The organism is Paucilactobacillus vaccinostercus DSM 20634 (assembly GCF_001436295.1).
GTDB lineage: Bacteria > Bacillota > Bacilli > Lactobacillales > Lactobacillaceae > Paucilactobacillus > Paucilactobacillus vaccinostercus.
The window spans coordinates 1-22,233 of sequence record NZ_AYYY01000062.1 but is presented as its reverse complement, the minus strand read 5'-3'; the positions used below and the strand labels follow the sequence as shown (position 1 = coordinate 22,233).

Sequence of the window (22,233 nt, the reverse complement as noted above, 5' to 3'; positions counted from 1 at the left end):
CCTGCTTGCAGGCAATCGCTGTATCTAAGCAATTTGTGGTCGTTGCACCGTTAGGTACGGTTCTCACAAGCTTCCGACTTTAGTCGGGAGTGGTTGACTTGTGCAGCAAATGCTAACATGCTCATCCCTCCTTTAGTTTAACTTCAGCATGCCGGAATCCGCGGCATTTGACAAGCAATTCAGGCCGTTTAGGCCGCACTATTCTACCGTGCTTTGCACAACCGGTAGTAGCAAGTTCGTGTCTAAGCCTTTATTGACCACGGCTTTAGTCGGTTGCGGATCGTTGTGCTCTTTCGATTGCTATCCGAGACTGCCACTGAGCTATTTTTTGCTCAATCGCCTGCCAAACGTCCGCAGGCAGGTGTCTAATTTCGATCTCGGCACCCAAAAACATCAACCAATCAGCATACATGGTTGCGCCAGCTCCCTGATCGTCCACGTAGTCCACGAACTGGGCCGTTTGCTGAAACGAGTCTAAAAAGACAAGCCGACTTCCGGGTTGGTGCAGTCTTAAAAAAGTAACCGTCCCCTCAATTTTTTCACAGTACCCAAGCGTTACACCGCAAAAAAGCTGGTGTCTTCCGTCATGGAAAGACACCAGTTTTTTGATTTTTATTCCGTTGCCGCGAGGCGCTCTAACGTGTGCCCGCGAAGGGTTATCGCATTACGCCCATTATACTTCGACGTGTATAAATACTGATCGGCGCGCTTATAAGCCTCCAAATAGTTAGCGTCCGTCTCACTCACCCGTTCCTCACCCAATGATAGTGTAATGCGCAGTTGTGCATCGAATTCCAGCCGTAATTGGGCGACCGCCTGTTGTAATTCCCGCGAGATAGCCTCCGCCCGCTCGGAATCGTCCTGAATATCGCGCAGGATCACCGTGAACTCTTCTCCACCCGTTCGATAAATGCGGGCCCGAAATTCAAGATTGCTCACCACTTGATTGAGCTGCTCGGCAACCTTTTTTAACACGACATTGCCTGCCGGATGGCCGTACGTATCATTAATCCGCTTGAAATGGTCAATATCCATTTCATAAAGTGCGTAGCGCTCGCCCGTTGTCCGAAACTGCTGATATAGGTGTTCTAGGTCATGATCAAAAGCACCAAAATTCCGTAGCTTAGTGAGCTCATCATACATTGCCCGGTGCTCAAAAAGATTATTCAAAATCATCCGGTTGATGAGTGCTCTGCCGTATAGGTAACAGAAGAGGTCGAGAATCAGAAGCGCACTAATTTGTCGCAGCCAGCTGTAAATATCTTGGTGCGCGTATATCAAAGTCGCGATGACAAACACCAGCACCGCCGCTACCCAGAAGCCGAGTTGGTAGGTCATCATTCCCTTTGTCAGCCAACGATGCCCGACGTAGATACAGCCTTCAACGATCACCAACATGGCAAAGACCGCAACGGCCGGCCAACTCCAAATTTTCATATTCATAAAGAACCATAGTCCCGTCAAACCAACGGTACTGGCAAGCTGCCACCGCGATGAATTTTCCAGCGTTAAATTATACAGTGCTAAAATTTCCATATTCAGATACGTCCAATGAAAGCCGATCAAAGCTTGCGATAAATGCGCATTAGACCAAGCCTCGGTATGAATGAACAGCAGAAAGGCAACGCCCAATACGGCTAAAAAGCCACCACGATGTTGTTTTAACCAACGGCTATCCGTTTGCTCCTTAAACCATACAAAAATGGAGATAAAGCCTAACAGAACAATTAAGTTAGCCATCAGTGATGATAAATATGAAATGATAATTAAGTTAGTATCCATAAGTCCTCATTTGTCGATTTAATTGATTGTCAGTTTAATATCAGGCATATTTTTCAAATTATTAATAGAAAAGCATGCCAATGGGTTTATTTATGGTTCATTATACATTACTCTAAAGTGCATAGTATAACTTAACCATTTAATTTCTAAATTATTTCAACTAAAGCTATATCTTAAACACTTAGATCGCTATAATGTGAATGTTATAACATGGTATTTATTATATTATGATTACTTAGGAGGTCGGCCGTCAATGACAATGTCATTATTTGGTATCCATATCAGGATGGTTTTACAATTGGATGCGCAAAGTGCCCCATTTGGTTCGCCCAATTGCTTATCTCAATCTTTTTCATCTCTGGCTTTATTCGCTACTATCAGTCTCTGTACCAGTACGCCTTTAGCGACCATAGCCACCCCACGTACCCCATCGGCGCACGGGCTTTGCTGATGATCATGTCACTGGGCACGGCGTTCATCCTGCATTTCATGGGTTACATGGTCCATAATGATGCCCTAATGTTCCATAATATCGGACTTTTTTTACTAGTTTTTCCGCTTTTGGATGCCGCCATTAATAAGCTCGAGCTCCTTATTCGGTTGGCGGGGGCCGTTTCGGTCTGGTTCATGCATCACAACATGCATTTTGACCGACCGCAATTCGTAATTTCTTTGGTATTATTGGCCTTCGGGGTGATTTTAATGCGCAAATACCCTCGTCAAATTCGGGATAATATCTGGGCCAGTCTGGCGCTGTTTGCCTATATCGCCGTCATCTTCTGGGCGCTTTTACCGCCCTACGCTGAACATCCCCAAGACGCAATCTGGATCACCGTCCAAGCCGTAACCATGTTTTTGGGAATGGCGTGGGCCGCCTCTCTCCTGTGGATTCGGCAGTACACGGAAGATGCGAACAATGCCCGCATGAAACAACTCGCAAACTATGATCAGCTGACCAATGCTAAAACCTATTCCTTATACCAGCACGATGTCACCCACATGTTTAATGAGGCGCGGGAAAACAACCAACCGCTCACCCTCGTATCATTAGATATCGATCATTTTAAACAAATTAACGATCACTACGGTCACCTAGCCGGTAATGCGATTCTGATTAGCGTGGCCTCTAAACTAGGGGATGTGCTCAGTAAATACGGGCGTAATCACCAGATTTACCGAACCGGTGGTGAGGAGTTTAATGTTGTCTTTTACGGGCAAACTCCGGCCGATATTCGCCCCATCATCGTTGAATGTTGGGATACGATTCGCAAGAATAAGTTCACCTACCAAGACTTTGACGTGACCATTACCATTTCGCTCGGGGTCACCGCCATGCGTACCACCGACCACTCCATTGACGACACCTATAAGCGGGCCGATGATAATCTTTATCTAAGTAAGCACGCCGGTCGTGACACCATCACAATTGAAGGTGAAACCATGCATAACGATGCGCAACATGAACTCGTTGCCACATACACCTTCTTCACCCAAGCAATCATGCACGTCACGGACTTAGATCACACCAACAGACACCGCAGCGAACTCCTCTTGCGGATGTACGATCACGAACACGATCGTTGGGTATTGCCCGAATTATTTGATATCTCAGTCGAAACCCAGATTGATTTAATGCGTAAAGCACTCGCTAATTCACCGACACGGCGGCTCGCAATTAACCTCACCAACGCCCAATTCATCGATCAGTCGGTCGCCCTTGCCCTCACCCAATTTTGTAATAGTGAGGATGGGCCTGATGAACTCACCGTTGAAATTACCGACGTTCCTGACATGGTCACGACGCGCAATATCACCGCTATTTACCGAGCGGGAGGAATTCGCATTGACATTGACGACGTTGGTAGTGACAATAGCTTCGAACTTGTCCAACACCTTTTGCCTTACGTGGATGGCGTCAAGTTTGCAATGCAAAATCTACGGCACAATAATGACGAGGCCATGTTACAGGAACGGATTCGTTTCTGGGCCGATGTTGCACAAGAACACGGCTTAACCTTCATTCTCGAGGGGGTTGAAAACGCCGCGGAAGTCACCTTCGCCCACGACACACTCGGGATCGATTTATTCCAAGGCTACTACTTCGACAAGCCACAATTACCTTCGTTATAGACCAACAGCGTATTCCATCAATCGGAATACGCTGTTTTTGGTTGCTAGCCCTAGTCTAACTTCTGTTGTGCAGCCTGTGGAATTTGGTTGAAGGCCACCCGTTCGTAACTTTTGACCCCCTTCGCTGCTGACCAGGTCACCTTTAAATAATGTCCCTTCGCCAGCCGTTGACTGTTAAAAGTTTGGACGGATAAGTGCTTGGCCGCTCCCTGCTTGTTGTAACCGACCATCCGGTATGTGCGTACCTGATTAGCCGTCTTTCCGGCATTCTTATCCGTTCGCTGGCTCGCAACGTTTCCCACCCGCGCGTAATAGGCCACCCCGTGATATTTCTGGTAAGCAAGCGCCCCACCGATTAGCACAACTACTGCGACAATGATCCAAACCCACTTTTTCTTCATGAGCATCCTCCCGCAATGATTTTCCATGTCATCATTATATCCTATTTATTCGCCGATTGGACCCCAAAAACGCCCCACGACTCATCCGAAAGTCGTGGGGCGCTCATTTTGTTTTACTCAAAGTGCGGTTGGTTACTCTGTTTGTTCCTGATACTCGAAGTAATCAAAGTCGGCTGGCAACTGACTACCCGTCAAATCGGAACTAAAGACGCCCGTAAATGCACCGGTAAAGAAGGCGTAGCCGCCATAGTTCATTAGAATGTAATCATCCGATAGCTTTAATGAATCGAAGGTTACCGGAATAGTCTGCCATTTCTGTCCATCAAACGAATAGGCATATGTGTAGTTCTCATGACGCACAACGGTTTTAAATTAAAAAAAAGGCCGTTTTCGCCGGTGTTTTCCGATATAATGATCAACAACTACCCGGTTAATCACCCGAAAGAAGGCCGAATCTATGCCATTAGCTAATCCAGATTACATCGCCACTCGCATCTTCCATCTTGGCATGATCGAAGGCGACTACGTTGCTGAAAAGCGCCAAGAATGGGGCTTAAACCGTGACCAAGGGCGTGCCCTCGCCTACATTGCCACCCACCAAGAGGTGCAACAAAATCAGCTGGCAAAAATTCTTCATAAAAGCGAAGCCAGTACGACTAACATGCTCAAAATTTTGGAACATCGCGGCCTGATCACGCGCATCATCCCCGAAGACAACGCGCGCATTAAGCTCGTTTCCATCACTGAAAAGGGCATCGAGATTGATCGCCAAACCGATGTTTACTTCGATAAAGTCGAACAGCAATTAAAAGATCACTTCACCGCTGCTGAACTAGACCAATTTCAGCAACTACTGGCAAAGGCCCAGCAGGTCGTGACGAAGCTATCCTGACCATTTCAGCAGTGTCAAGACAACTATAACCTCTCAATTATCTAAAGTCCTAGTTGTAATTAAAATTTCATTACAGTAAAATTAAAGCAACATAAGTTTCTATTTGTTTAAATCTTTCGTTCGACATCAGCAGCAACATAACTTACTGTTTAAGGAGTGATCACCATGTTGGCATTTTTTGGTCAACCGAAATTTGCACTCAATGCCACAGACTACCTCCCTGTCGGCTATGAACTCTTTATCCGTGAACAGGCAGCGTCAGCGTGGCATCTTCCCGATGACTTCAACGCAATTACCGTGGACCAGTTCTACCAACTCCTCCTGAACGTTACTCGTAATTTACCCAGCAACGTGCAATTGCTATCCTTTAATTTAGAACAACAACAATTTATCCAACCTGCTTTTGCTGATATGATCGAAGAGGTGCAACACCAAACCGCACTCAATATCTTTACGGAACTTACCGAACGAAATGATCCTCTGGTCAGTGACCAACAACTTTTAGCGGCGGCACGAGACTTTCATCGGCGGGATCTGCTGGTTTGTATTGACGACGTCGGCACCGGCGAAAACACCTCCGAGATGGTGCTCAAACTTGATGATTACGTCGATGAATATAAGTTTGCCTTTCAGAATTTCCGGCCGTTTACCAGTATCCATACCATTGAACCGGAACTGAAATTTTGGGCCGACCTGCGCCGACAAAACCATAAAATACTGGCCATCGAAGGGATCGAAACAGCGGCAGAACTCACATTTGTCCGGCGCCAATACCCGTGCAACCTCATTCAAGGCTACTACACGGGCCGCCCAGAACTACTCGCAACTAGCTAATCACCAGTACCCACGACGGGGCTGTGACGACTTAATCGTCATGGCCCCCACTTTATGCCATTTTTTTAGAAAGGTTCCTGCATTATGCAATCACATCAGTCATCTAAAACAACGCTTGGCGTGCTACTCGCCAGTAGTGCCGGCGTGGCCTGGGGACTCTCAGGCGTCGCTGCCAGCACCCTTTTTTCACACTATCCCCAATTCACCCCGCTTTGGATTAGCCAGGTCCGGATGGTTAGTGCCGGCATCATCTTGCTACTACTGAGCGGTCTTCGGCACCAGCATCCCCTCGCAATCTGGCGTGAATGGCGGAGTGCCGGACTCGTGATCGCCTACGCACTCTTAGGACTGATCCCCGTCCAATTCTTTTATTTTCTGGCCGTTCAAGCGGGCAACGCCTCCATCGCCACGATTCTACAGTACCTCGGCCCATTTGTGATCGTTATCTATTACATTTTGCGCTACCGGCAGGCTCCCCGCCGTGCAGAAGTGGTGGGGATGCTCCTCGCCTTTTGTGGTACCGCACTAATCGTCACCCATGGGCACCTGACCTCCCTCTCAATTTCCCCACTGGTCTTACTATGGGGTGGTCTTTCAGCAGTCGGCGTTGCCACCAACGCCCTTATTCCGCGGGCCATTTTACCACGGTTTGGTGCCCTCAACTGTACCGGTTGGGGGTTGCTGCTCGCCGGTTTGGCCATGAACGGCTACCATCCCGTTTGGCGCCATAGTGTCCCGTTTTCTTGGGGAGCGATCGCCTTAGTGGTGGCCATCGTTTTGGTTGGTACGGTGCTCGCCTTCATTCTTTTCACGAGCAGCTTTAGCTATATTTTGCCAACCACGGCCAGTTTACTAGACGCCTTTGAACCACTCTCCGCCACCGTCTTTTCGATCCTGCTTCTCGGGACCCCGCTGACCGGCTTTGATATCGGTGGCGGGCTGCTCGTCATTCTTGCCGTCATGTGCTTGACCGTCGATTTCAGCAAATATTTACGGCTACTTGGCCAAAGAAAAGGGTAAAACAATCTAAGATTAGTTCTGATATGAAATGATAATTATCATTTCATATCAGAACTTTTTGTTTACACTGAAAATGAAGTTAAAACCGCCCATAGCCTCTGGAACTTCGAGTTCGTACCAAAAAATGGTTTTCGTCATTTTCAACGCATAAATATGATTTAAGATTGAGGACCCTCGAGGCCGTGTATAGGAAATGATATGTCGTGTTGGATGTGATTAGTAATAACTTCAAATTTTTCAAAAGGGAAGCGATATTTTTGTCAGATGTAATTGCATTAGATGTTTCAAAAAATCATAGCTATGTTGTCTGGTATCGAAATAAAAAGTGTATGGACGAGTTCGATTGTCTTCATAATCAGGTTGGGTTTAAACACCTTAAAGCTATTACAGATTCTGCAGATAATCCTGCAGTGTATTTTGAAGCAACAGGCGTTTATTCGCGTCCAGTAGTTCGTTTTTGTCAGGACAACCATTTACCTTATACTCAACTTAATCCATTGGAGCTACACCTTCGGTCTGAAAATTTACGTCGCGTAAAAACAGATCAACTGGACGCTCATAAAACCGCTCGTTCGGTCACGGAAAATAATTATCGTCAAACTGAAATGTGGTCTAGAGATTACCGACAGCTTCGTGAACTGACACGGTTTTGCGATCAGGTTACTAACGATATAAAACTAGTACAAGGAAAACTATACACTGCACTTGAACAAACCTTTCCTGAAGAAGAACAGTTATTTAAGAATAAAATTTCCAAACTAGCTTTAAATGTGATTCTTCTGATTCCGTACATGGGCTTTCACGGACAAAATTAAAAAATAAATTGATGTCGCAGACTGATAAACGGCTATCGAAAACCAAAGGTTTGAAATATGCAGAAAAATTAATAACATTCGCGCAAATTAGCTATCCTGCCTCTGACATCAATAGTATTCAAGTACAAGAAGTTCGGTACTATTGTCGGCAGTTAATTGATTTAATTAAACAAAAAGAGATATTAATTGATCAGCTGAAGATGTTATCTGAATCTTTACCGATATATCAAATTTATGTTTCAATGCCCGGTATTGGGCCATTATCGGCAGCACAACTATTAGGTGAACTAGGTGATATTACCCGATTCGACAATGCCAACCAACTTAATGCCTATATTGGAATTGATTTGAATCGTTACCAGTCAGGTCAATATCAACGTCAAGACCATATAAATAAACGCGGTAACCCTCATGCGAGAGCGCTTGTTTACTTGATAGTTCGTAATATGATCCGACAACAGGCATCAGCACCTAACCATATCGTTGATTACTACTACAAACTAAAAAAACGACCTATCCCTAAAAGAGATAAGGTCGCCATAGTTGCCTGTATGAACAGGACACTGAAGTGCCTCTATGCCATGGTAATGACGGGCACTAAGTACGCCTATGCGTACACGGACTCGAAGTCCAATAATGTTCAGGAGTAATAGACACTCCACAGTTGCATAATAGTTCATTCTTCAATATTTTTAAAGCGTAATATTGAGGTTTATTTAGTATATGCAATTTTCAAAACTATCCAGCAATTTACCAACAGTATGATCTACGACATTAAGGCGATACTGAAATTTGAAATAAGCTCTTGACTAATCGTAGGAAACAGGCTGGGGAAAAACTCCCAGCCTCTTTCTGTCTCCGAACTTTAATAGCCGAAATCGGGGAAAAAAGGCTGACTTCTCCGCTTAGCTACGAAAGCCAAACGATTCAAAGTACGAATCATTCGGCTTTCTAGGCTATGCTCGAAGTCAAAACGCCTTTTTGCCACTCTCTTTTACTGAAGCACCTGTTCACCAACGCCTTGAATCGCCTGCTTTGTGAGTACCAGCGGCTGCAGGCGCGCCTGTGCCCGCCGCGACACGAGATAAAAGTGCCGCCGTTGGTGCGGCACTAGTGGTATCGCACGCACATGTGGGAGGTGCGCTGGAATTGCAATTCCAGGGAGTACGCCGATCGCAAAATGGTGTTGCACCGCCGCGCGAATAGCCGCGTAATCCTGAAAAGTCGCCACCTGTCGTGGTTGATAGCCGGCATCCTGACATAACCGCCATAACCGGTCGGTCAGATATGCGCCTTGCGGTTCCATTGCCCAGTCTTGCTCCCGTAGATCAGCAATCGAGACGCCCGTCTGCGCAGCAAGTGGATTGCGGTCATGCAAGAGTACCTGTAGCTGATCAGTCCCCAGTTCAATCGCGGTCAGTTCATCTGGAATTGTCATCAATTCCCCAATATAGCCAATAATCGCCAAGTCAATCTGATGCGAACTCAGCGCAGCCAGACTTTCTGGCGGTTCCATTTCCGAGAGTACGAAGGAAATGCCGGCATGCTGATCCTTAACTTGGGTCACCGCAGGAACCACCAACGTCTGCAGGGAACTTGAAAAAGCCCCGATGCGAACAATCCCCCGGTCATCATTGCGTGGCGCATTTAGTGTTCGCTCCACCTCTTCCAGTTCATCTAAAATCGGCCGGACCTGCTTAACGAGCTGTTTACCGGTTGCCGTTAACGCCACGTTACGCCCCACCTTTTCAAACAGCGTTGAGTTGGTTTGTGTTTCCAACAGCTTCAGTTGGGTTGACACCGTCGCCGTCGTTACCGCCATGACCTCCGCTACCCGGTGCATCGTCTTCAACGTATCAAACTGCACCAGTAACTTTAATCGCCACACGTCTAGCATCTGTTGCCTCCATTCGTTCAAGATCATTAAAGTAATTGTTAATAATCATTTGATTGTTATCTATTTTCGTTAGGTTATCATGAAGTATATCTTGGGATGACGAACCCGTCAATCCCACTTCACTATTAATGGAGGTCATTTTATGTCAATCGTCACAGAACCTTTAATGCAACACTATCCCTTACTTGAACCCATGAGTCACTACGACCCGATCAACTGGCAGAACCCCGAATTCGGCGACGACGCTGAATTGCCGTTCACCCAAGCCGACGTCTTTGATGCCGCCGCACGGTTCCAACGCTTTGCGCCATATCTCGCCAAAGCCTTTCCCGAAACCAGCGCCACACACGGGGTTCTGACCTCACCACTGATTTCCATTGACGCCATGCAACAACAACTCGAACAGGTTGCTGACACGCCAATTCCAGGGCACGTCTTCCTAAAGGCCGACAGCATGCTACCAATTTCTGGATCGATCAAGTCCCGGGGTGGCATCTACGAAGTCCTAAAATTTGCAGAAAAAATTGCCATGCAAGAAACTCATCTGACCTATGCTGATGACTATGCCGTGCTGGCATCACCAGCATATCATCGCCTATTTGCTCACTACGGCATCATGGTTGGTTCGACCGGTAACCTCGGGCTCAGCATCGGCATGGCTGCTGCCAGCTTTGGGTTCCAAACCACCGTCCACATGTCCGTCGACGCTCGCCAGTGGAAAAAAGAATTACTTCGTAAAAATGGCGTGACCGTCGTTGAACACAACGACAGCGTGTCAGTTGCGATCGCCCAAGGACGGGAAGAAGCCGCCAAAGATCCTCACACCTACTTCATCGACGACGAAGGGTCGCGCGATCTCTTTCTTGGTTACTCGGTCGCCGGCATTGAGCTCCAAAAACAACTCGCTGACAACGGCATTTATCCCAGCAAACAGTCACCCGTTTTCGTTTATCTACCAACTGGCGTTGGCGGAAGCCCCAGTGGCGTTAGTTTTGGCCTCCAAATGATGATGCCCGAGGGCATTTACCCCGTCTTCGCTGAACCGACCCATGTACCATCCGTGACGTTGGGGATGATGACCCATCTCTACGACCAAATCAACGTGATGGACTTAGGAATGGATGGTAAAACGGTCGCCGACGGCCTTGCGGTACCCAAGTCTTCCAAAATTGCCGGTCGGGTTATGCGGACCCTTTTATATGGCTCACACACCTTCGACGACGATGACATCTATCGCTACCTGACCATGCTGGCTGATACTCAGGACATTCGCGTAGAACCTTCAGCCGCCGCTGGGTTTACGGCCATTGTTCCGACCGTGCAGCAGTTTGCCGATCAGAATGTCTTAAAAAACGCCACCCACATCGTTTGGGCCACCGGTGGTAAACTCGTCCCCGCCGACGAAATGCAACGCTACTACGATAAGGGCCAACAGCTTCTTGCTGATTGGGCCTAATTAAACCCTAATTTATACCAGTAAAAAGGCGACCATTAAGCGGGCCGCCTTTTTACTATTCTTGATTCTGTTTTTTGTCGTGTGCCAGTACACCGTGAATGACCATCACTTCGCCGTCTTCGGTTGGTGCTTCCAACCAGTGAAACTCCATGGGTTCCATCACGATTGCTTGGCCGGGAACCAGTGTAGTCTCCTCGTCATCGGTATGAAATACAATTTGTCCCTTAATGGCCACCACCGTGACCGTCATTAGTGACCGATGGCGCTTAATGGTTGTGCCTTGGGGAATGACTAACCGCACCAGACTGTAAAACTTTTTAGCAAATAGCCGTTCCGGTCCCTGTTTAATTTCTGGGTTTCCTGAAAATACCTGCATGCTTTGACCTCCGTTAGTGGACCCGTCTGACAGATCCCGAGTATGTACGTGGTACCACGAGCGATAGATATAGAATTTTAATAAAAAAATACCATCATTTTATATAGAAAGCGTCGTTGATTCGATTATAACGGGTTTTTAATAATTTTCAAATGTCTTTTTAATCTTCTCTGACAACAATTAGATTAACACGATGTCAAGCCCTTTTATCACCCAACTTTTCTGGTATGATTAACATTAGGAAATCTACTCAATGAGGTGAACCAGTGTGAACCATACCCAAAATTTTCATGAAAATCAGATCCTGCCCGTCTGTGATGGGATTGGGGATGGCCTCTACCTTGTCTTATTGGGCGCCAGCGATGTCCCCGCGTATTTTCCGATCAGTAATGAAGAATTAGTGCCCGGGGACTACCTTAAAATTCTCCGGCAACACATTGACGATGTCGGGGGGATGCTTAGCGCTGTTCATTGGGTCTTGTATGGTGTCATCACAAATGGCCGCATGCAGCTCGTCAATGTCATTAACATGCTGGCAGAAGCCACGGTTTATCCCAATTTTTACGCCATGCCCGGCCGAACGGTGAATGATGGTTACTACCTCGCCCTCGTCAACCTTGATCGCCCCACAATCCAGTACTTCCCTATTGACGGGCAACAGCTTCTGGAAGGCGAACACGATATGTTCAAGCTCCTATCAGAGCACGTAGAAGACGTGCGTAAAGAATTGCAAACTAGCGACATGTTCATGATTGGGCAGGCCAAACATAACTATTTTCATGTGATTCAACAAATGGAAATTAATGATTTTTAACTGAACAAAAAGGCGTCCAACTCATCATTCAAAGCTGAGTTGGGTGCCTTTTTTAGATCAAAACTTCTTTACTAATCGCACTATAAAATCAAACCACTTCAAGTACATAAAGACCTTGTTTGGTCATGTTTTTCGGATCTAATTATTCGCAATTTTGGCAAAGCCACGTTGTAAATCTTGGTTTTCAGTTTGGGTAAAGTTGTGCACAGTACTATCCACATCCTGTGATACTAGCACTTCTGGTTGTTGGTTGTGGAAAACATACAGATAGGCAATCATCTTGTCTGAGCCGTTTTCCACATGTGAGTAAGCCGCAGCGGCCACGACCTGATATTCAGCATCCGTATCCGCATTCGGTGTCCATTTCAGCGTCGCATCCGAGCCATCAATCGTGATTTTACCCTGATACTGATTATTCTTAATATCAGCTGGGAACGTAATTCCATCGTCTTCCACGCTATGACCATCATAGGTTCCCAAATAGGATTGGTTCATCGTTTGCTCCCACGAAGCCATGAAGGATGATAAATCCGAATTTTTGCTAGCTGACCAAAGCGCCGGTTCACTGCCAGATGTGCTACTCTCACTCGTGCTCGTCGTTGCTGACTGCGAGGAACTCATTGAGCTAACTTGAGACGAGTCACTTTCCTGATGTTGGTGATAAAAATAGTAGCCCACACCCGCGCCAATCACTAACACCGCAATCAGAATACCGATCAATATCGGGGTTCGTTTAGTATTATTTGGTTTATGAGGTTGCCCCTTTTTCTGCGGCTGCGCTGTCCGACTAGGCGTTGTGGCTGTGGGCTGCGCTACACGTGTTGATCGTTGTTCGGTTGGCGGTGTCGTTGATGTGACCGGTGTTAAACGCGTTCCACAATTACTACAAAATACCGCATCTGAATCATTTTTCGTACCACAGTTTGGACAAAACATTATCTTTCCCCCGCTTTTTCATTATCTTCCTTTAAGTAATACACTATTTTTCCGTTGCTTCGTAAACTTGAGTGGCCAGCGTCGCAATTTGGGCGTCTGTCCAACCATCCGTCATAATGGTCAACGCAAACTGGTGCTTTCCCAACACAATCGCCGCATCATTATTCGCGGCACCATTAATTCCGATCTTGTGCGCTACCTTCACCGGTAACGTGCCAATTTTATCATGGGCCCAATCGGTATTTTGAAGCCAGTTCGATGCCTTTTGATTTTGTTGCCAGACAGTCATGATCGCTCGGTTGGCTTGTAGCGCACTCATCTGCTTACTATAGTTACTCATCCCCATATGCTGGTGCAAATACTGCGTAAACGCCGTCTTATTTTGCAAGGCTACATGGTACAGTAGTTGGTTGCTAGCCTGATTGTCAGACTGCTCCACCGTCCGTTGCAGGAGATCGGCCACCGCATAAGTCTTCCCTTGATGATTCTCGTTTTGCAGGGTTCCCGTTCCGCCGCTCACCATCGCATTCGGCACTTGGTTGGCGGCATCCGCGTACGGAAAAGTGGTGGTCCAAGTGAGTTGCCGCATCATAATGGCCTGTTGTACGTAAGCCACCACGGGTAATTTCGCCACACTGGCCGCATAAAAAGTGGTCTTCCCATGCAGCGATGCCGACGCGCCCGATGTTAAATCAACATAGGCCACCCCAATATTTTTCGTCCCTCGATAGTGATTTAAGACGGTCTGCACCGCTTGCGCCCGTTTGGTTCCTGCCGAAGATCGCGTTGTCGCTGACGACGTAGTACTGCTAGCCGACTGCGCCGGCCGCTGATGCGTCGTTCGCGTCCCCTGCTGGTGCAATTGTGAAAATCCATAAGCACCGCCACCAACTAGCAGGAGCACGATCACAATAATCCCAATTCGTTTTCCCCGCATTGTTTCCCCCATATAATTCAATAACACTTATGTTTTATAAAGTACCTTCTATAGAATAATACGAATTGGCTAAAAAAGCGACAGACAGACCAAAAGGACCCACCAAATCACTTTCACACGAAGTAATTTAGCGGGTCCTTTAATTAGACTCTAGTATAAGTACCTAGCCTATGGTAATTCGTGACCGGCTTCAAAGTACAGGTCGTACCATTCCTGCTTGGTCAACGTCACATCGGAACCGGCGGCACTTTCCTTCAAGTGTTGTGGGTTCATCGTCCCCAAAATCACTTGTGTTTGTGCCGGATGCCGTAAAATCCAAGCCGTTACAATCGCATTCTTGGTAACCCCTTTTTCGTCGGCCATCTTGGCTAACAACGCGTTTAGCTCTGGGAACTTAGGATTATCCACAAATGGGCCTTCAAAGACCCCGTACTGGAATGGTGACCACGCTTGAATCAACATGTTCTTGCGACGGGTATATTCCATCAAACCACCATCATGACTAATACTATCTGCATCGGCCATGTTGGTATGCAGGCCAAAGTCGACCATGCCGGTGTGCATCAGCCCAAACTGTAACTGATTCATCATTAAGCGTTGGTTGATCCCACTTTGAACGAGTTCGACTTGTTGTGGATTAAAGTTCGAAACCCCAAAGTGTCGAACCTTACCACTAGTTTGGAGTTCATCAAAGGCAGCCGCAATTTCGTCAACTTCCAGCAACGGATCTGGCCGATGAAGCAAAAAGGCATCCAAGTAATCAATCTTCATCCGCTTCAAGATACCGTCTACCGCATCTAACAAGTGCTGCTTTGAGAAATCATACCGTTTTCCCAGAACAATATCATCGTGACTGCGATCCTGATCAATCACAATGCCGCCCTTAGATTGAATGTAGAAATCGTCCCGCGTGAATCCGGCTTCTTTCATCCCCGCAGCAAAAGTTTCTTCGGAACCGCCCATGCCGTAAATATCGGCTGAATCGATATAGTTGATGCCTGCCTCTTTGGCCGTTGTCAAAACTTCAGCGGCTTGCTTGGCACTCAATCCGTTCATGCGCATAATGCCTAAAGCGACGTTTGAAACGGCTAAATTAGTATTTCCTAGTTGCACTGTTTTCATTAATATCATTCCTCCAAGACTTTATTAAGAATTCGCTTCCAGTATATCGCTTGAAGTATGGTGCAAGTCAATTACTTTGATTGCCAACTTACTATCTGGCCCAAGCTATCGGTTCCTAATCCTCAAGTGACGGACTGTTAACTGAAATGGTCGCCTCAATCACATAGTGGCGAATGTGATCGTGGGCATAGGTTAATGCTTGATCAAAGTAGCGAAACAGATCCTCCACCGTCCCACTAAGTGCCGTCGCATAATGCATGCTTTGCGGCTTCAGTCCGGCTTGGGTGGCTAAATCCACAATATGCACAATATCTTGCATGTAGTCCGCATCCCCAAACGCGTAGAACGAATATTTACAATCCACATGAAAGTTTTTTAATTCCGTGGAGACAATGACCGGCTGAATGGCTTCATTTAAGTAACGGTCCGCGTCAACATCCCCCGGACACCCCTTGGAAAAGGTTAGTTCAAATACCGTGTGCACGTCATCATGGTAAGCCAGTTGACAGGCCGTCTTAACTACATTGACCACATTTTCTTGGCGGCCACGATACGTGGTACTAAACAAATCTGTTTGAGACCAGACCGGTAGCTTCACCTGATTCAGTTGATTGACAGCGCCTAAAATAATATCCACAAACTGATCCTTCATCGGGTAAATGCTCAACTTACACCCCGTTACATCAACAGAACCATCTAAATTACAAGTGATATTCATGATTACCTAGCCTTCTTTCTGTGAAATTGAGTGCTTTAACACATGGGCCTTAACTAATAAGCGCTGAACCACCGTCACCACACCGACGGAAAAGACCAGATTTGAAATTAAGCGTGTGATGAAGAGCGCCAGCAACATCGACCAGTGCAACTTGATATAGCCGTGAATAAAGAGTGCTGATGCAAATGTAATCACGGTCGAAAAAATAGCGGCTAACGTTAATGACCGGACATCGAACCGTCGGTACCGGTAGCACGCAAAGCCTAGTTCGCTCCCAATACCTTGAAAGAAACCAGCCACTAATGCGACGACCCCAAATTGACCGCCAAAGGCACTTTCCACAAGTGCCCCGACAATTTCACCATATAGCGCCGCGCCAGGGAGCCGGACAACCATAAAGGCCAGACTGCCACCCATGCACCATAATCCAAACAAAATTTCACCAACAAATGGGCCAATCCCGACCAACGACAATAGGCCGTATACAAAGGTATACAGCCAATCTGACAGTGTAAAAATGCAGCCTAATAACACCGCAATTAATGACACACTGATAATCTCTCGAATATGCCACCGTGCAACAATTTTCTTCATATGCCCTCCTAAATAAAAAGACTCCCAACATCAGAATTGGGAGCCATTAAGATGCATACATATGTATTAGCCAAATAAATATGTCACCTCTATTAATGGTGAAAAAATCCCTTCGCCGGTGTTAACCGTATCAGGTTCAGTGGGTATAATCTCAGCACAATGGCACCCCAATTCTTCATAATCAGATTACTATCGTCGCTCATCCAAGTCAACAGTACATTCGGTAATATCAAAAAAGCCCCAACGTTGATGCACGTTAACCGTGCTACTCACCGTCGGGGGACCTTGTTGATTACGATTTAGTTTTGTCATCCTTTAATTCATCTGCTGTTTTAATATCATTAATGTGAAGTTCAAATTCAACGAGCGATAATCCCGTCATTTCTCTTAGTGCCGTCTGAACCTTGGCGACAACTTCATTAAAAATCTTACGAGTATCCTTACCATAGGCGATAGTGGCATCCATTTTAATTGAAACTTGATGTTCACCAACATCGGTTTGAATGCCCTTTGTTGGATCAGTGCCATCAGTAATCCGGTCGGTTAATTCACTAAACACATTGCCATCGAGGGACACAATCCCGTCTACCTGATTAGCCGTAATGCCGGCAATCTTTTTAATTACTTGGTCATCAAAAGTTAGGTTAGTCTTTAAATCTGCACTTGTTGTCATGTAAATTCCTCCTAATCACTTAAACGATTCACAATTTTTTGGAGCCAGGCTCGGATACTAAACTGACGAACATCCAGCCACCAGCCAATGATCAGCCCTAATACGACCGCTAAAACACAAACTAGCATGGCGAAAAATCCCCACTGAAGCCAAGATGCGACAATGATTAAAGCGCCAATCGCACCGGTATATGTCCATTTCAAGATTGACCACCTCCTAGATCAGCGTACTTTAATTTTATCGCGACGAGAAATTGGCTGAAGATGGATTTTGAGTTTTCCAACCGGTATACCAAGGGTTTGCTCAACATTGGTCTTAACAGCTGTTTTCATAGATTCCACCACTTGACTTAGCTCCTGTTCAGCCGCCAATTGGGCCTTAATCTTAACTTGCGCCCGCCGCTTACGTTTGACCAGCGTCACGGTCACCCGCGGATTAATCGCATCAAACTCGTGAATCAAAGTTTTCTCAATCGACGCTTGGACCGCCGACCGATCAATCGAAAGCTGGTTCCCGAAATGAGACTCGATGATCAACTGGTTGGTCACTCCGCGGCGAAAAATAGCCGCTAACAATAGTACCAGGGCGTTGAGGGCAATTACTAAGTAACCCACCATCATCACGTACTCCAGCCACGTCAATGTTTGGAAATGGTGATAATATTCCGGCCGCTGCCAAAAATACTCAGCAACAATCGCTAATTCAAGTAGGCCAACAATCAAATAAATCCCGCGCTTTAGCTTCGTCATACACCATCAACCCTTTCGCTTCATTCCCGATAGGATTGCGGAAACGATTAATACAAAGACAACGGCACCAATGATCGATGGGATAATCGCTAAGCCGGCCAAACTTGGACCCCAAGATCCAAGTAAGCTTTCACCAATCCACGACCCCAGCAGTCCGGCAATGATATTACCAATCCAGCCTAGTGGCATATCCCGGCTCGTGATGGCACCTGCTATGACACCGATTAGCGCACCAATAATCCATACCCAAATCAAATGTAGCATCGTACTCACTCCTTTCAATGATGTCAGAAAACAGCTAATGCTGTATGATTATTATTATATATTCGATAATATTTTTCAAATAAAAAGGACTCAAAATTCCTAATTTTCGCTGATTAGTTTCAAAATAAAACGGAAAAATATATCTGGTATAACAAAAGGACTCATCTATGTGAGTCCCTTCGGCAAAAATACTAATTAAATTGAATGTGTCGCTTAGTAGCCCGTTACACCTAGTGCAAAAGCAAGAATGTACAGGAGCCAAATGTGAGTCGGATAGAAAATGTAAAAGAACCATTTATCGCTCCGGCCTCGTGCCCCATTGTAAAGCAGAATGGGGATAATCGATAAGATTAACATCCATTGAATATTGGTCGTCAATAGTCCTACAAAATTGAATCCCGTGGCAGTTAATCCGATCAAAAGAATTGACGCCACCTGACCAACCCGATTTTCTTTGAATAGGTACAGTAAAATAGCTAACGCGATGAATAGTGGACCACCCTCAGTAATCATAATGCCTGGGAAAATCATTGAGGCCACTGCTGCTCCCTGTCTCAACATGAGATTTGGGCTGAAAAAAACAAGGACGGTCAGCATCGACCATAGTAATTCACCCACGATGATTGAAATACCAAGCCATAATTGTTTCTTATTATGATCTTGGTGACCATTCTGAATCAGGTAAATCCCCAACATCATTAGTACAGAAATGAATAGTGTGCCAAAAATATTATTGGCTAACCCATAGTGACCGTGATCTAGCGGCAAAAATTTTTGTAAAACATATGACCCACCGCCCATAATCCAGTAGCCTACTAGCAACCTTGTCAAATAACGTCGCTTGCTGCGGGTATGTGTGAATCCTTCCACCGCGATGAAAATAAACATCGGGGCCACAGCGCGACCAAGCATTGTGAACCACTCCGGAATTCCCAATGGTGCAAACATTTGATGGACATGATCCAATACCATCAGGACAATTCCTAACATTTTAATTTGAAATCCTGTCATGCCAATGGTCTTATGACCGCTTTCTTCCGAATAAATCATTTTCTTCCTCCCTAGTTAGTTACTCAACTATCTAACTAGTATACATGGCACGTTACTTTTTGCAAGCTCTTCTCTCTGGTACTTGACCGTTTCAACCGATAGTCCAATATTATTAATCACAACACACTAAAAGTTGTCGTATCGTAACTATTTTATATTTAGCAGGCGATAAAAAAAGCCTGGGGAACCCCCAGGCAAAAGACAATATAACCAAGTACATTCTCATGGTACGGCACACAATTTTTTTTTAGCAAGCGTTCACCTAATCAACTGCACGTTAGCTGGCATTAGTCTATTTGCGTCACGAATTTAACGGCCGTTCCGTAAGCAACCACACTTTGCATATCGGTCCCGATTGAACCTGAATCGAACCTCATCATGACAACTGCATCACCGCCAACTTTACGGGCCTCTTCCTTGAGACGCGCAATCGACTTTTCACGTGAGCTATGCAGCATATCCGTATAGGCTTTAATTTCACCACCCACAATATTCTTCAAGCTCGCCCCAATATTGCTAAAGACGTTCTTAGACTGTGTCGTTAACCCAAACACCTCACCCAGCACTTCATAGTGTTGCCCTGGAATATTTTCAGTCGTGGTCATTAATATTTCTTTCATCTTCATTGACCTCCGATCAATCATTTAACTTAATTTTAATCAACATAATAATGAGCCCTAATAAAATCATTAAAATGCCGACGATGTTGGCCCCCCTATTTCGACTTTCGTAATGCCGGAAGAACCAGCCATACCGTACGCGCGTATTCAACGCAATTACAAATAGACCAAGCATGAAAAGGCCACCACCAATTGCAATAATAATATCCACTATTCAATCTCCGATCTTGAACGAATTAACAGTCCACCGCTTACCGCCGGCGGTACTCATCCATTTTCTTTTGAAATATTTTTTCAGTTATCCCATAAGCGGTATAGGATATCGCATTCGCACCGGCGTCAATCGTGGCTTCGATCTGCGCATCGCTTTGCCCGCCGGAAGCAATTATCGGGAAATACCGGTATTCATCTGGCAGACGATTCCGAATTTCAGCGATGATTGCAGGCGTATTTTTGCCACCCGCAACGTTAAAGACCCGCGCACCGGCATCAATTCTTGCCAACAAATCATCTTGGAGCTGCGTCACCGTGTAGATGATGGGAATATCAACCGCAGTTCTCACATCCTTGATCGTTTGGACTGTCGCCGGCCCGTTTAAAACAACGCCCGAAGCGCCCGATTCTTCGGCAAAAAAGCCAATCGTGGCCGAACGCAATCCTTTCGTCAAACCACCACCAATTCCAGCGAGAATTGGTTTATTAGCCACCGTCGAAATTGCCTGTAAAATTTTAGTATTGGGCGTCCACGGATATACAGCCAAGACAGCATCGGCATCACAATTCGCAATCACCGCGACATCCATGGTATAGACAATGCTCTTGATGAGCTTACCGAACAGTCGAATTCCGGTTGCCTTTTCGATAATTTTGGGCATTTCAACAATATCATTCCGTAGATCTGTCGTAATATTTGGTACCACTTTTTTAGAATCCACTTTATCCACCTCCGCCATTTAATACCCCTTTAATTGCAAGAATAACAAGACCGCACCCCAGTCGGCAACTATAACGACCAATGTGTTATGGGCAACTTGATTAATCCTCAGTGAACTGCATTTAAAACTTCTCTTTAATAATATTGAATTCTCCCTGCACAATTAAACTGCGATTGAATTGAGCCATATGCCATTATGGTCACATTAACACGGAACCGCATAATGCCTCAATAACCATATACCACGATAAATACACAGCTTTAAATTTAAGTTCAATAATGATTAAATTACGACCTATGGTGACCGCTAAATTCGGTTACTGAACTAGCTAGTAAGTTAAAGCAGCCTGATATTTCATTCCTTGCAGTTATGTGTAATGCTATTATAAATCACGCTAAATGCCACATATACTTTACATTAAATAAAATGTCATATATACTTTACATAGAGGACTTTTTAATGAAAAACACAAAAATGAAAGCTCAACGAAAAAAACAGCATCTATCACAAACCGAATTAGCACAAAAAGCAAACGTCACTCGTCAAACAATCGGTTTAATCGAAGCAGGTGAATTCAATCCTTCTCTGAAGCTATGTATCGCCATTTGTCATGCTCTAAACGTTACGTTAGATGAAATATTTTGGGAGGATCAAGATCATGAACTGGAAAACTAAACTAGATGAACGGCAGGAACAAAAATTACTCAAAATCGAACACTACGGTTTTTGGTTGCTTTTTGGGTTAATTTTTATCGATGTTCTCCTGATGCCATTCTTGACAAAACTAAGTAGCATGGCCCTCACAGCCGCAATCTTCCTAATCGTATGTTTCTTCATGATTATCGCTTGCGCCTGGAATGGTATTTTCGATCGACATTTTAAAATGGGATGGAAAACCACTCTTGGTACAGCGCTCGCCGCCGGTATTGTGGTGACGGTCATCATTAGCATCCAAAATCACCTACTGTACAATAGTGATTGGTTTCACGCCCTCATGGCCGGGATCTTTACGGGAATTTTCACTGGTCTCTTGACCGGTATCATCATGCTGATTCTAACGGCTAGTATCAAAAAGCGGCAGCGAACATTAGAACAAGAACCTAAAGACGAGGACTAAGTTACCCCTCCCCATCATTACCCAAAAATAAGCCTCAACCAAAGTAGGCGCTGCTCCGTGTCAAGTAGACAGATCAAATAATTAAAGTGCCTATGCACTTA

At 45.5% G+C, this 22,233-nt stretch carries 30 protein-coding genes and 1 riboswitch; of the genes, 10 read left to right on the top strand and 20 right to left on the bottom strand.

Annotation, left to right across the window (positions count from 1 at the left end; translation table 11 throughout):
• Positions 1-265: 265 nt before the first annotated feature.
• Positions 266-448, bottom strand: coding sequence for a hypothetical protein (locus tag FC26_RS12800; RefSeq protein WP_157061196.1), 183 nt, complete (start codon positions 446-448; stop codon positions 266-268).
• Positions 449-612: 164 nt separating this feature from the next.
• On the bottom strand, positions 613-1,782 hold the full coding sequence (locus FC26_RS10485; RefSeq protein WP_057780386.1) for a GGDEF domain-containing protein: 1,170 nt from the start codon (positions 1,780-1,782) through the stop codon (positions 613-615).
• Between the two features lie 333 nt (positions 1,783-2,115).
• On the opposite strand from FC26_RS10485, the gene FC26_RS10480 reads away from it, so the two are divergent.
• Entirely contained in the window at positions 2,116-3,912 is a 1,797-nt protein-coding gene (locus FC26_RS10480) for a GGDEF domain-containing protein (RefSeq protein WP_157061194.1), read from the top strand.
• Positions 3,913-3,962: 50 nt separating this feature from the next.
• On the opposite strand, the gene FC26_RS10475 is transcribed toward FC26_RS10480, so the two are convergent.
• On the bottom strand, positions 3,963-4,313 hold the full coding sequence (locus FC26_RS10475) for a YxeA family protein (RefSeq protein ID WP_057780383.1): 351 nt from the start codon (positions 4,311-4,313) through the stop codon (positions 3,963-3,965).
• A 132-nt stretch (positions 4,314-4,445) separates the two neighbouring features.
• Positions 4,446-4,673: a beta-xylosidase family glycoside hydrolase gene (locus FC26_RS12595; protein ID WP_235809511.1), complete on the bottom strand. Its 228-nt coding sequence runs from the start codon at positions 4,671-4,673 to the stop codon at positions 4,446-4,448.
• Between the two features lie 97 nt (positions 4,674-4,770).
• Here FC26_RS12595 and FC26_RS10470 point away from each other — a divergent pair, with 97 nt between their 5' ends.
• The 5 genes from FC26_RS10470 (at position 4,771) to FC26_RS13110 (ending at position 8,524) form a co-directional block, all read left to right on the top strand.
• Positions 4,771-5,205, top strand: a complete 435-nt coding sequence (locus FC26_RS10470) for a MarR family winged helix-turn-helix transcriptional regulator (protein WP_057780380.1) — start codon at positions 4,771-4,773, stop codon at positions 5,203-5,205.
• A gap of 165 nt (positions 5,206-5,370) precedes the next feature.
• Complete coding sequence (locus FC26_RS10465; RefSeq protein ID WP_057780379.1) at positions 5,371-6,039, top strand: EAL domain-containing protein; 669 nt, start codon at positions 5,371-5,373, stop codon at positions 6,037-6,039.
• An 84-nt stretch (positions 6,040-6,123) separates the two neighbouring features.
• On the top strand, positions 6,124-7,059 hold the full coding sequence (locus tag FC26_RS10460; RefSeq protein ID WP_057780377.1) for a DMT family transporter: 936 nt from the start codon (positions 6,124-6,126) through the stop codon (positions 7,057-7,059).
• A 257-nt stretch (positions 7,060-7,316) separates the two neighbouring features.
• Positions 7,317-7,874 (top strand): IS110 family transposase, encoded by a 558-nt coding sequence (locus FC26_RS13115; RefSeq protein ID WP_235809510.1) that lies wholly within the window; start codon positions 7,317-7,319, stop codon positions 7,872-7,874.
• A gap of 50 nt (positions 7,875-7,924) precedes the next feature.
• On the top strand, positions 7,925-8,524 hold the full coding sequence (locus FC26_RS13110) for a transposase (RefSeq protein WP_235809509.1): 600 nt from the start codon (positions 7,925-7,927) through the stop codon (positions 8,522-8,524).
• A gap of 344 nt (positions 8,525-8,868) precedes the next feature.
• Here the strand turns inward: FC26_RS13110 and FC26_RS10450 are convergent, their stop codons facing one another.
• Positions 8,869-9,771, bottom strand: a complete 903-nt coding sequence (locus FC26_RS10450; RefSeq protein WP_057780375.1) for a LysR substrate-binding domain-containing protein — start codon at positions 9,769-9,771, stop codon at positions 8,869-8,871.
• A 142-nt stretch (positions 9,772-9,913) separates the two neighbouring features.
• On the opposite strand from FC26_RS10450, the gene FC26_RS10445 reads away from it, so the two are divergent.
• Entirely contained in the window at positions 9,914-11,227 is a 1,314-nt protein-coding gene (locus FC26_RS10445; RefSeq protein ID WP_057780373.1) for a D-serine ammonia-lyase, read from the top strand.
• A gap of 55 nt (positions 11,228-11,282) precedes the next feature.
• On the opposite strand, the gene FC26_RS10440 is transcribed toward FC26_RS10445, so the two are convergent.
• Positions 11,283-11,603, bottom strand: a complete 321-nt coding sequence (locus tag FC26_RS10440) for a cupin domain-containing protein (protein ID WP_057780371.1) — start codon at positions 11,601-11,603, stop codon at positions 11,283-11,285.
• A 268-nt stretch (positions 11,604-11,871) separates the two neighbouring features.
• Between FC26_RS10440 and FC26_RS10435 the strand changes: the two genes are divergently transcribed.
• Entirely contained in the window at positions 11,872-12,417 is a 546-nt protein-coding gene (locus FC26_RS10435; RefSeq protein ID WP_057780369.1) for a hypothetical protein, read from the top strand.
• A gap of 138 nt (positions 12,418-12,555) precedes the next feature.
• Here the strand turns inward: FC26_RS10435 and FC26_RS10430 are convergent, their stop codons facing one another.
• The 14 genes from FC26_RS10430 to FC26_RS10370 all read right to left on the bottom strand — a co-directional run bounded on the left by FC26_RS10430 (position 12,556) and on the right by FC26_RS10370 (position 21,033).
• Positions 12,556-13,353, bottom strand: coding sequence for a zinc ribbon domain-containing protein (locus FC26_RS10430; RefSeq protein ID WP_057780367.1), 798 nt, complete (start codon positions 13,351-13,353; stop codon positions 12,556-12,558).
• 43 nt (positions 13,354-13,396) lie between these two features.
• Positions 13,397-14,290 (bottom strand): serine hydrolase, encoded by an 894-nt coding sequence (locus FC26_RS10425; RefSeq protein WP_057780365.1) that lies wholly within the window; start codon positions 14,288-14,290, stop codon positions 13,397-13,399.
• 168 nt (positions 14,291-14,458) lie between these two features.
• Positions 14,459-15,412, bottom strand: coding sequence for an aldo/keto reductase (locus tag FC26_RS10420; protein ID WP_057780363.1), 954 nt, complete (start codon positions 15,410-15,412; stop codon positions 14,459-14,461).
• A 115-nt stretch (positions 15,413-15,527) separates the two neighbouring features.
• Positions 15,528-16,130 (bottom strand): YkoF family thiamine/hydroxymethylpyrimidine-binding protein, encoded by a 603-nt coding sequence (locus tag FC26_RS10415; protein ID WP_057780362.1) that lies wholly within the window; start codon positions 16,128-16,130, stop codon positions 15,528-15,530.
• Between the two features lie 6 nt (positions 16,131-16,136).
• Positions 16,137-16,724: an ECF transporter S component gene (locus FC26_RS10410; protein WP_057780360.1), complete on the bottom strand. Its 588-nt coding sequence runs from the start codon at positions 16,722-16,724 to the stop codon at positions 16,137-16,139.
• A 90-nt stretch (positions 16,725-16,814) separates the two neighbouring features.
• A riboswitch (TPP riboswitch) is annotated at positions 16,815-16,904 on the bottom strand.
• A gap of 9 nt (positions 16,905-16,913) precedes the next feature.
• The gene (locus FC26_RS13160) at positions 16,914-17,036 is read right to left on the bottom strand and encodes a hypothetical protein (protein ID WP_268872663.1); all 123 of its coding nucleotides are present in this window, start codon (positions 17,034-17,036) and stop codon (positions 16,914-16,916) included.
• Positions 17,017-17,397 (bottom strand): Asp23/Gls24 family envelope stress response protein, encoded by a 381-nt coding sequence (locus tag FC26_RS10405; RefSeq protein ID WP_057780358.1) that lies wholly within the window; start codon positions 17,395-17,397, stop codon positions 17,017-17,019. The genes FC26_RS13160 and FC26_RS10405 overlap by 20 nt, the downstream gene beginning before the upstream one ends.
• A gap of 11 nt (positions 17,398-17,408) precedes the next feature.
• Positions 17,409-17,600 (bottom strand): hypothetical protein, encoded by a 192-nt coding sequence (locus FC26_RS10400; RefSeq protein WP_057780356.1) that lies wholly within the window; start codon positions 17,598-17,600, stop codon positions 17,409-17,411.
• An 18-nt stretch (positions 17,601-17,618) separates the two neighbouring features.
• Positions 17,619-18,146, bottom strand: coding sequence for an alkaline shock response membrane anchor protein AmaP (gene amaP, locus FC26_RS10395; RefSeq protein ID WP_057780354.1), 528 nt, complete (start codon positions 18,144-18,146; stop codon positions 17,619-17,621).
• 6 nt (positions 18,147-18,152) lie between these two features.
• Positions 18,153-18,410: a GlsB/YeaQ/YmgE family stress response membrane protein gene (locus tag FC26_RS10390; RefSeq protein WP_057780353.1), complete on the bottom strand. Its 258-nt coding sequence runs from the start codon at positions 18,408-18,410 to the stop codon at positions 18,153-18,155.
• Between the two features lie 213 nt (positions 18,411-18,623).
• Positions 18,624-19,460: a TraX family protein gene (locus tag FC26_RS10385; RefSeq protein WP_057780352.1), complete on the bottom strand. Its 837-nt coding sequence runs from the start codon at positions 19,458-19,460 to the stop codon at positions 18,624-18,626.
• A 287-nt stretch (positions 19,461-19,747) separates the two neighbouring features.
• Complete coding sequence (locus FC26_RS10380) at positions 19,748-20,086, bottom strand: heavy metal-binding domain-containing protein (RefSeq protein WP_057780351.1); 339 nt, start codon at positions 20,084-20,086, stop codon at positions 19,748-19,750.
• Between the two features lie 10 nt (positions 20,087-20,096).
• The gene (locus FC26_RS10375; protein WP_057780350.1) at positions 20,097-20,291 is read right to left on the bottom strand and encodes a hypothetical protein; all 195 of its coding nucleotides are present in this window, start codon (positions 20,289-20,291) and stop codon (positions 20,097-20,099) included.
• A gap of 40 nt (positions 20,292-20,331) precedes the next feature.
• Positions 20,332-21,033, bottom strand: coding sequence for a beta/alpha barrel domain-containing protein (locus FC26_RS10370; protein WP_057780349.1), 702 nt, complete (start codon positions 21,031-21,033; stop codon positions 20,332-20,334).
• Positions 21,034-21,474: 441 nt separating this feature from the next.
• Between FC26_RS10370 and FC26_RS10365 the strand changes: the two genes are divergently transcribed.
• A complete protein-coding gene (locus FC26_RS10365) occupies positions 21,475-21,690 on the top strand; it encodes a helix-turn-helix transcriptional regulator (protein WP_057780347.1) in 216 nt (71 codons plus the stop codon).
• Positions 21,674-22,132, top strand: a complete 459-nt coding sequence (locus tag FC26_RS10360; protein WP_057780345.1) for a DUF6773 family protein — start codon at positions 21,674-21,676, stop codon at positions 22,130-22,132. The genes FC26_RS10365 and FC26_RS10360 overlap by 17 nt, the downstream gene beginning before the upstream one ends.
• Positions 22,133-22,233: the final 101 nt, after the last annotated feature.

Coding starts and splice junctions, on each gene's coding strand:
- FC26_RS10485 (WP_057780386.1), bottom strand. CDS start 1,782: ATGGATACTAACTTAATTATCATTTCATATTTATCATCACTGATGGCT.
- FC26_RS10385 (WP_057780352.1), bottom strand. CDS start 19,460: ATGATTTATTCGGAAGAAAGCGGTCATAAGACCATTGGCATGACAGGA.
- FC26_RS10370 (WP_057780349.1), bottom strand. CDS start 21,033: ATGGCGGAGGTGGATAAAGTGGATTCTAAAAAAGTGGTACCAAATATT.
- FC26_RS10430 (WP_057780367.1), bottom strand. CDS start 13,353: ATGTTTTGTCCAAACTGTGGTACGAAAAATGATTCAGATGCGGTATTT.
- FC26_RS10390 (WP_057780353.1), bottom strand. CDS start 18,410: ATGCTACATTTGATTTGGGTATGGATTATTGGTGCGCTAATCGGTGTC.
- FC26_RS10405 (WP_057780358.1), bottom strand. CDS start 17,397: ATGACAACAAGTGCAGATTTAAAGACTAACCTAACTTTTGATGACCAA.
- FC26_RS10460 (WP_057780377.1), top strand. CDS start 6,124: ATGCAATCACATCAGTCATCTAAAACAACGCTTGGCGTGCTACTCGCC.
- FC26_RS10410 (WP_057780360.1), bottom strand. CDS start 16,724: ATGAAGAAAATTGTTGCACGGTGGCATATTCGAGAGATTATCAGTGTG.
- FC26_RS10445 (WP_057780373.1), top strand. CDS start 9,914: ATGTCAATCGTCACAGAACCTTTAATGCAACACTATCCCTTACTTGAA.
- FC26_RS10450 (WP_057780375.1), bottom strand. CDS start 9,771: ATGCTAGACGTGTGGCGATTAAAGTTACTGGTGCAGTTTGATACGTTG.
- FC26_RS10470 (WP_057780380.1), top strand. CDS start 4,771: ATGCCATTAGCTAATCCAGATTACATCGCCACTCGCATCTTCCATCTT.
- FC26_RS13160 (WP_268872663.1), bottom strand. CDS start 17,036: ATGACAAAACTAAATCGTAATCAACAAGGTCCCCCGACGGTGAGTAGC.
- FC26_RS10440 (WP_057780371.1), bottom strand. CDS start 11,603: ATGCAGGTATTTTCAGGAAACCCAGAAATTAAACAGGGACCGGAACGG.
- FC26_RS10475 (WP_057780383.1), bottom strand. CDS start 4,313: ATGAAGAAAAAGTGGGTTTGGATCATTGTCGCAGTAGTTGTGCTAATC.
- FC26_RS10420 (WP_057780363.1), bottom strand. CDS start 15,412: ATGAAAACAGTGCAACTAGGAAATACTAATTTAGCCGTTTCAAACGTC.
- FC26_RS10360 (WP_057780345.1), top strand. CDS start 21,674: ATGAACTGGAAAACTAAACTAGATGAACGGCAGGAACAAAAATTACTC.
- FC26_RS10380 (WP_057780351.1), bottom strand. CDS start 20,086: ATGAAGATGAAAGAAATATTAATGACCACGACTGAAAATATTCCAGGG.
- amaP (WP_057780354.1), bottom strand. CDS start 18,146: ATGACGAAGCTAAAGCGCGGGATTTATTTGATTGTTGGCCTACTTGAA.
- FC26_RS10415 (WP_057780362.1), bottom strand. CDS start 16,130: ATGAATATCACTTGTAATTTAGATGGTTCTGTTGATGTAACGGGGTGT.
- FC26_RS10465 (WP_057780379.1), top strand. CDS start 5,371: ATGTTGGCATTTTTTGGTCAACCGAAATTTGCACTCAATGCCACAGAC.
- FC26_RS10365 (WP_057780347.1), top strand. CDS start 21,475: ATGAAAAACACAAAAATGAAAGCTCAACGAAAAAAACAGCATCTATCA.
- FC26_RS10425 (WP_057780365.1), bottom strand. CDS start 14,290: ATGCGGGGAAAACGAATTGGGATTATTGTGATCGTGCTCCTGCTAGTT.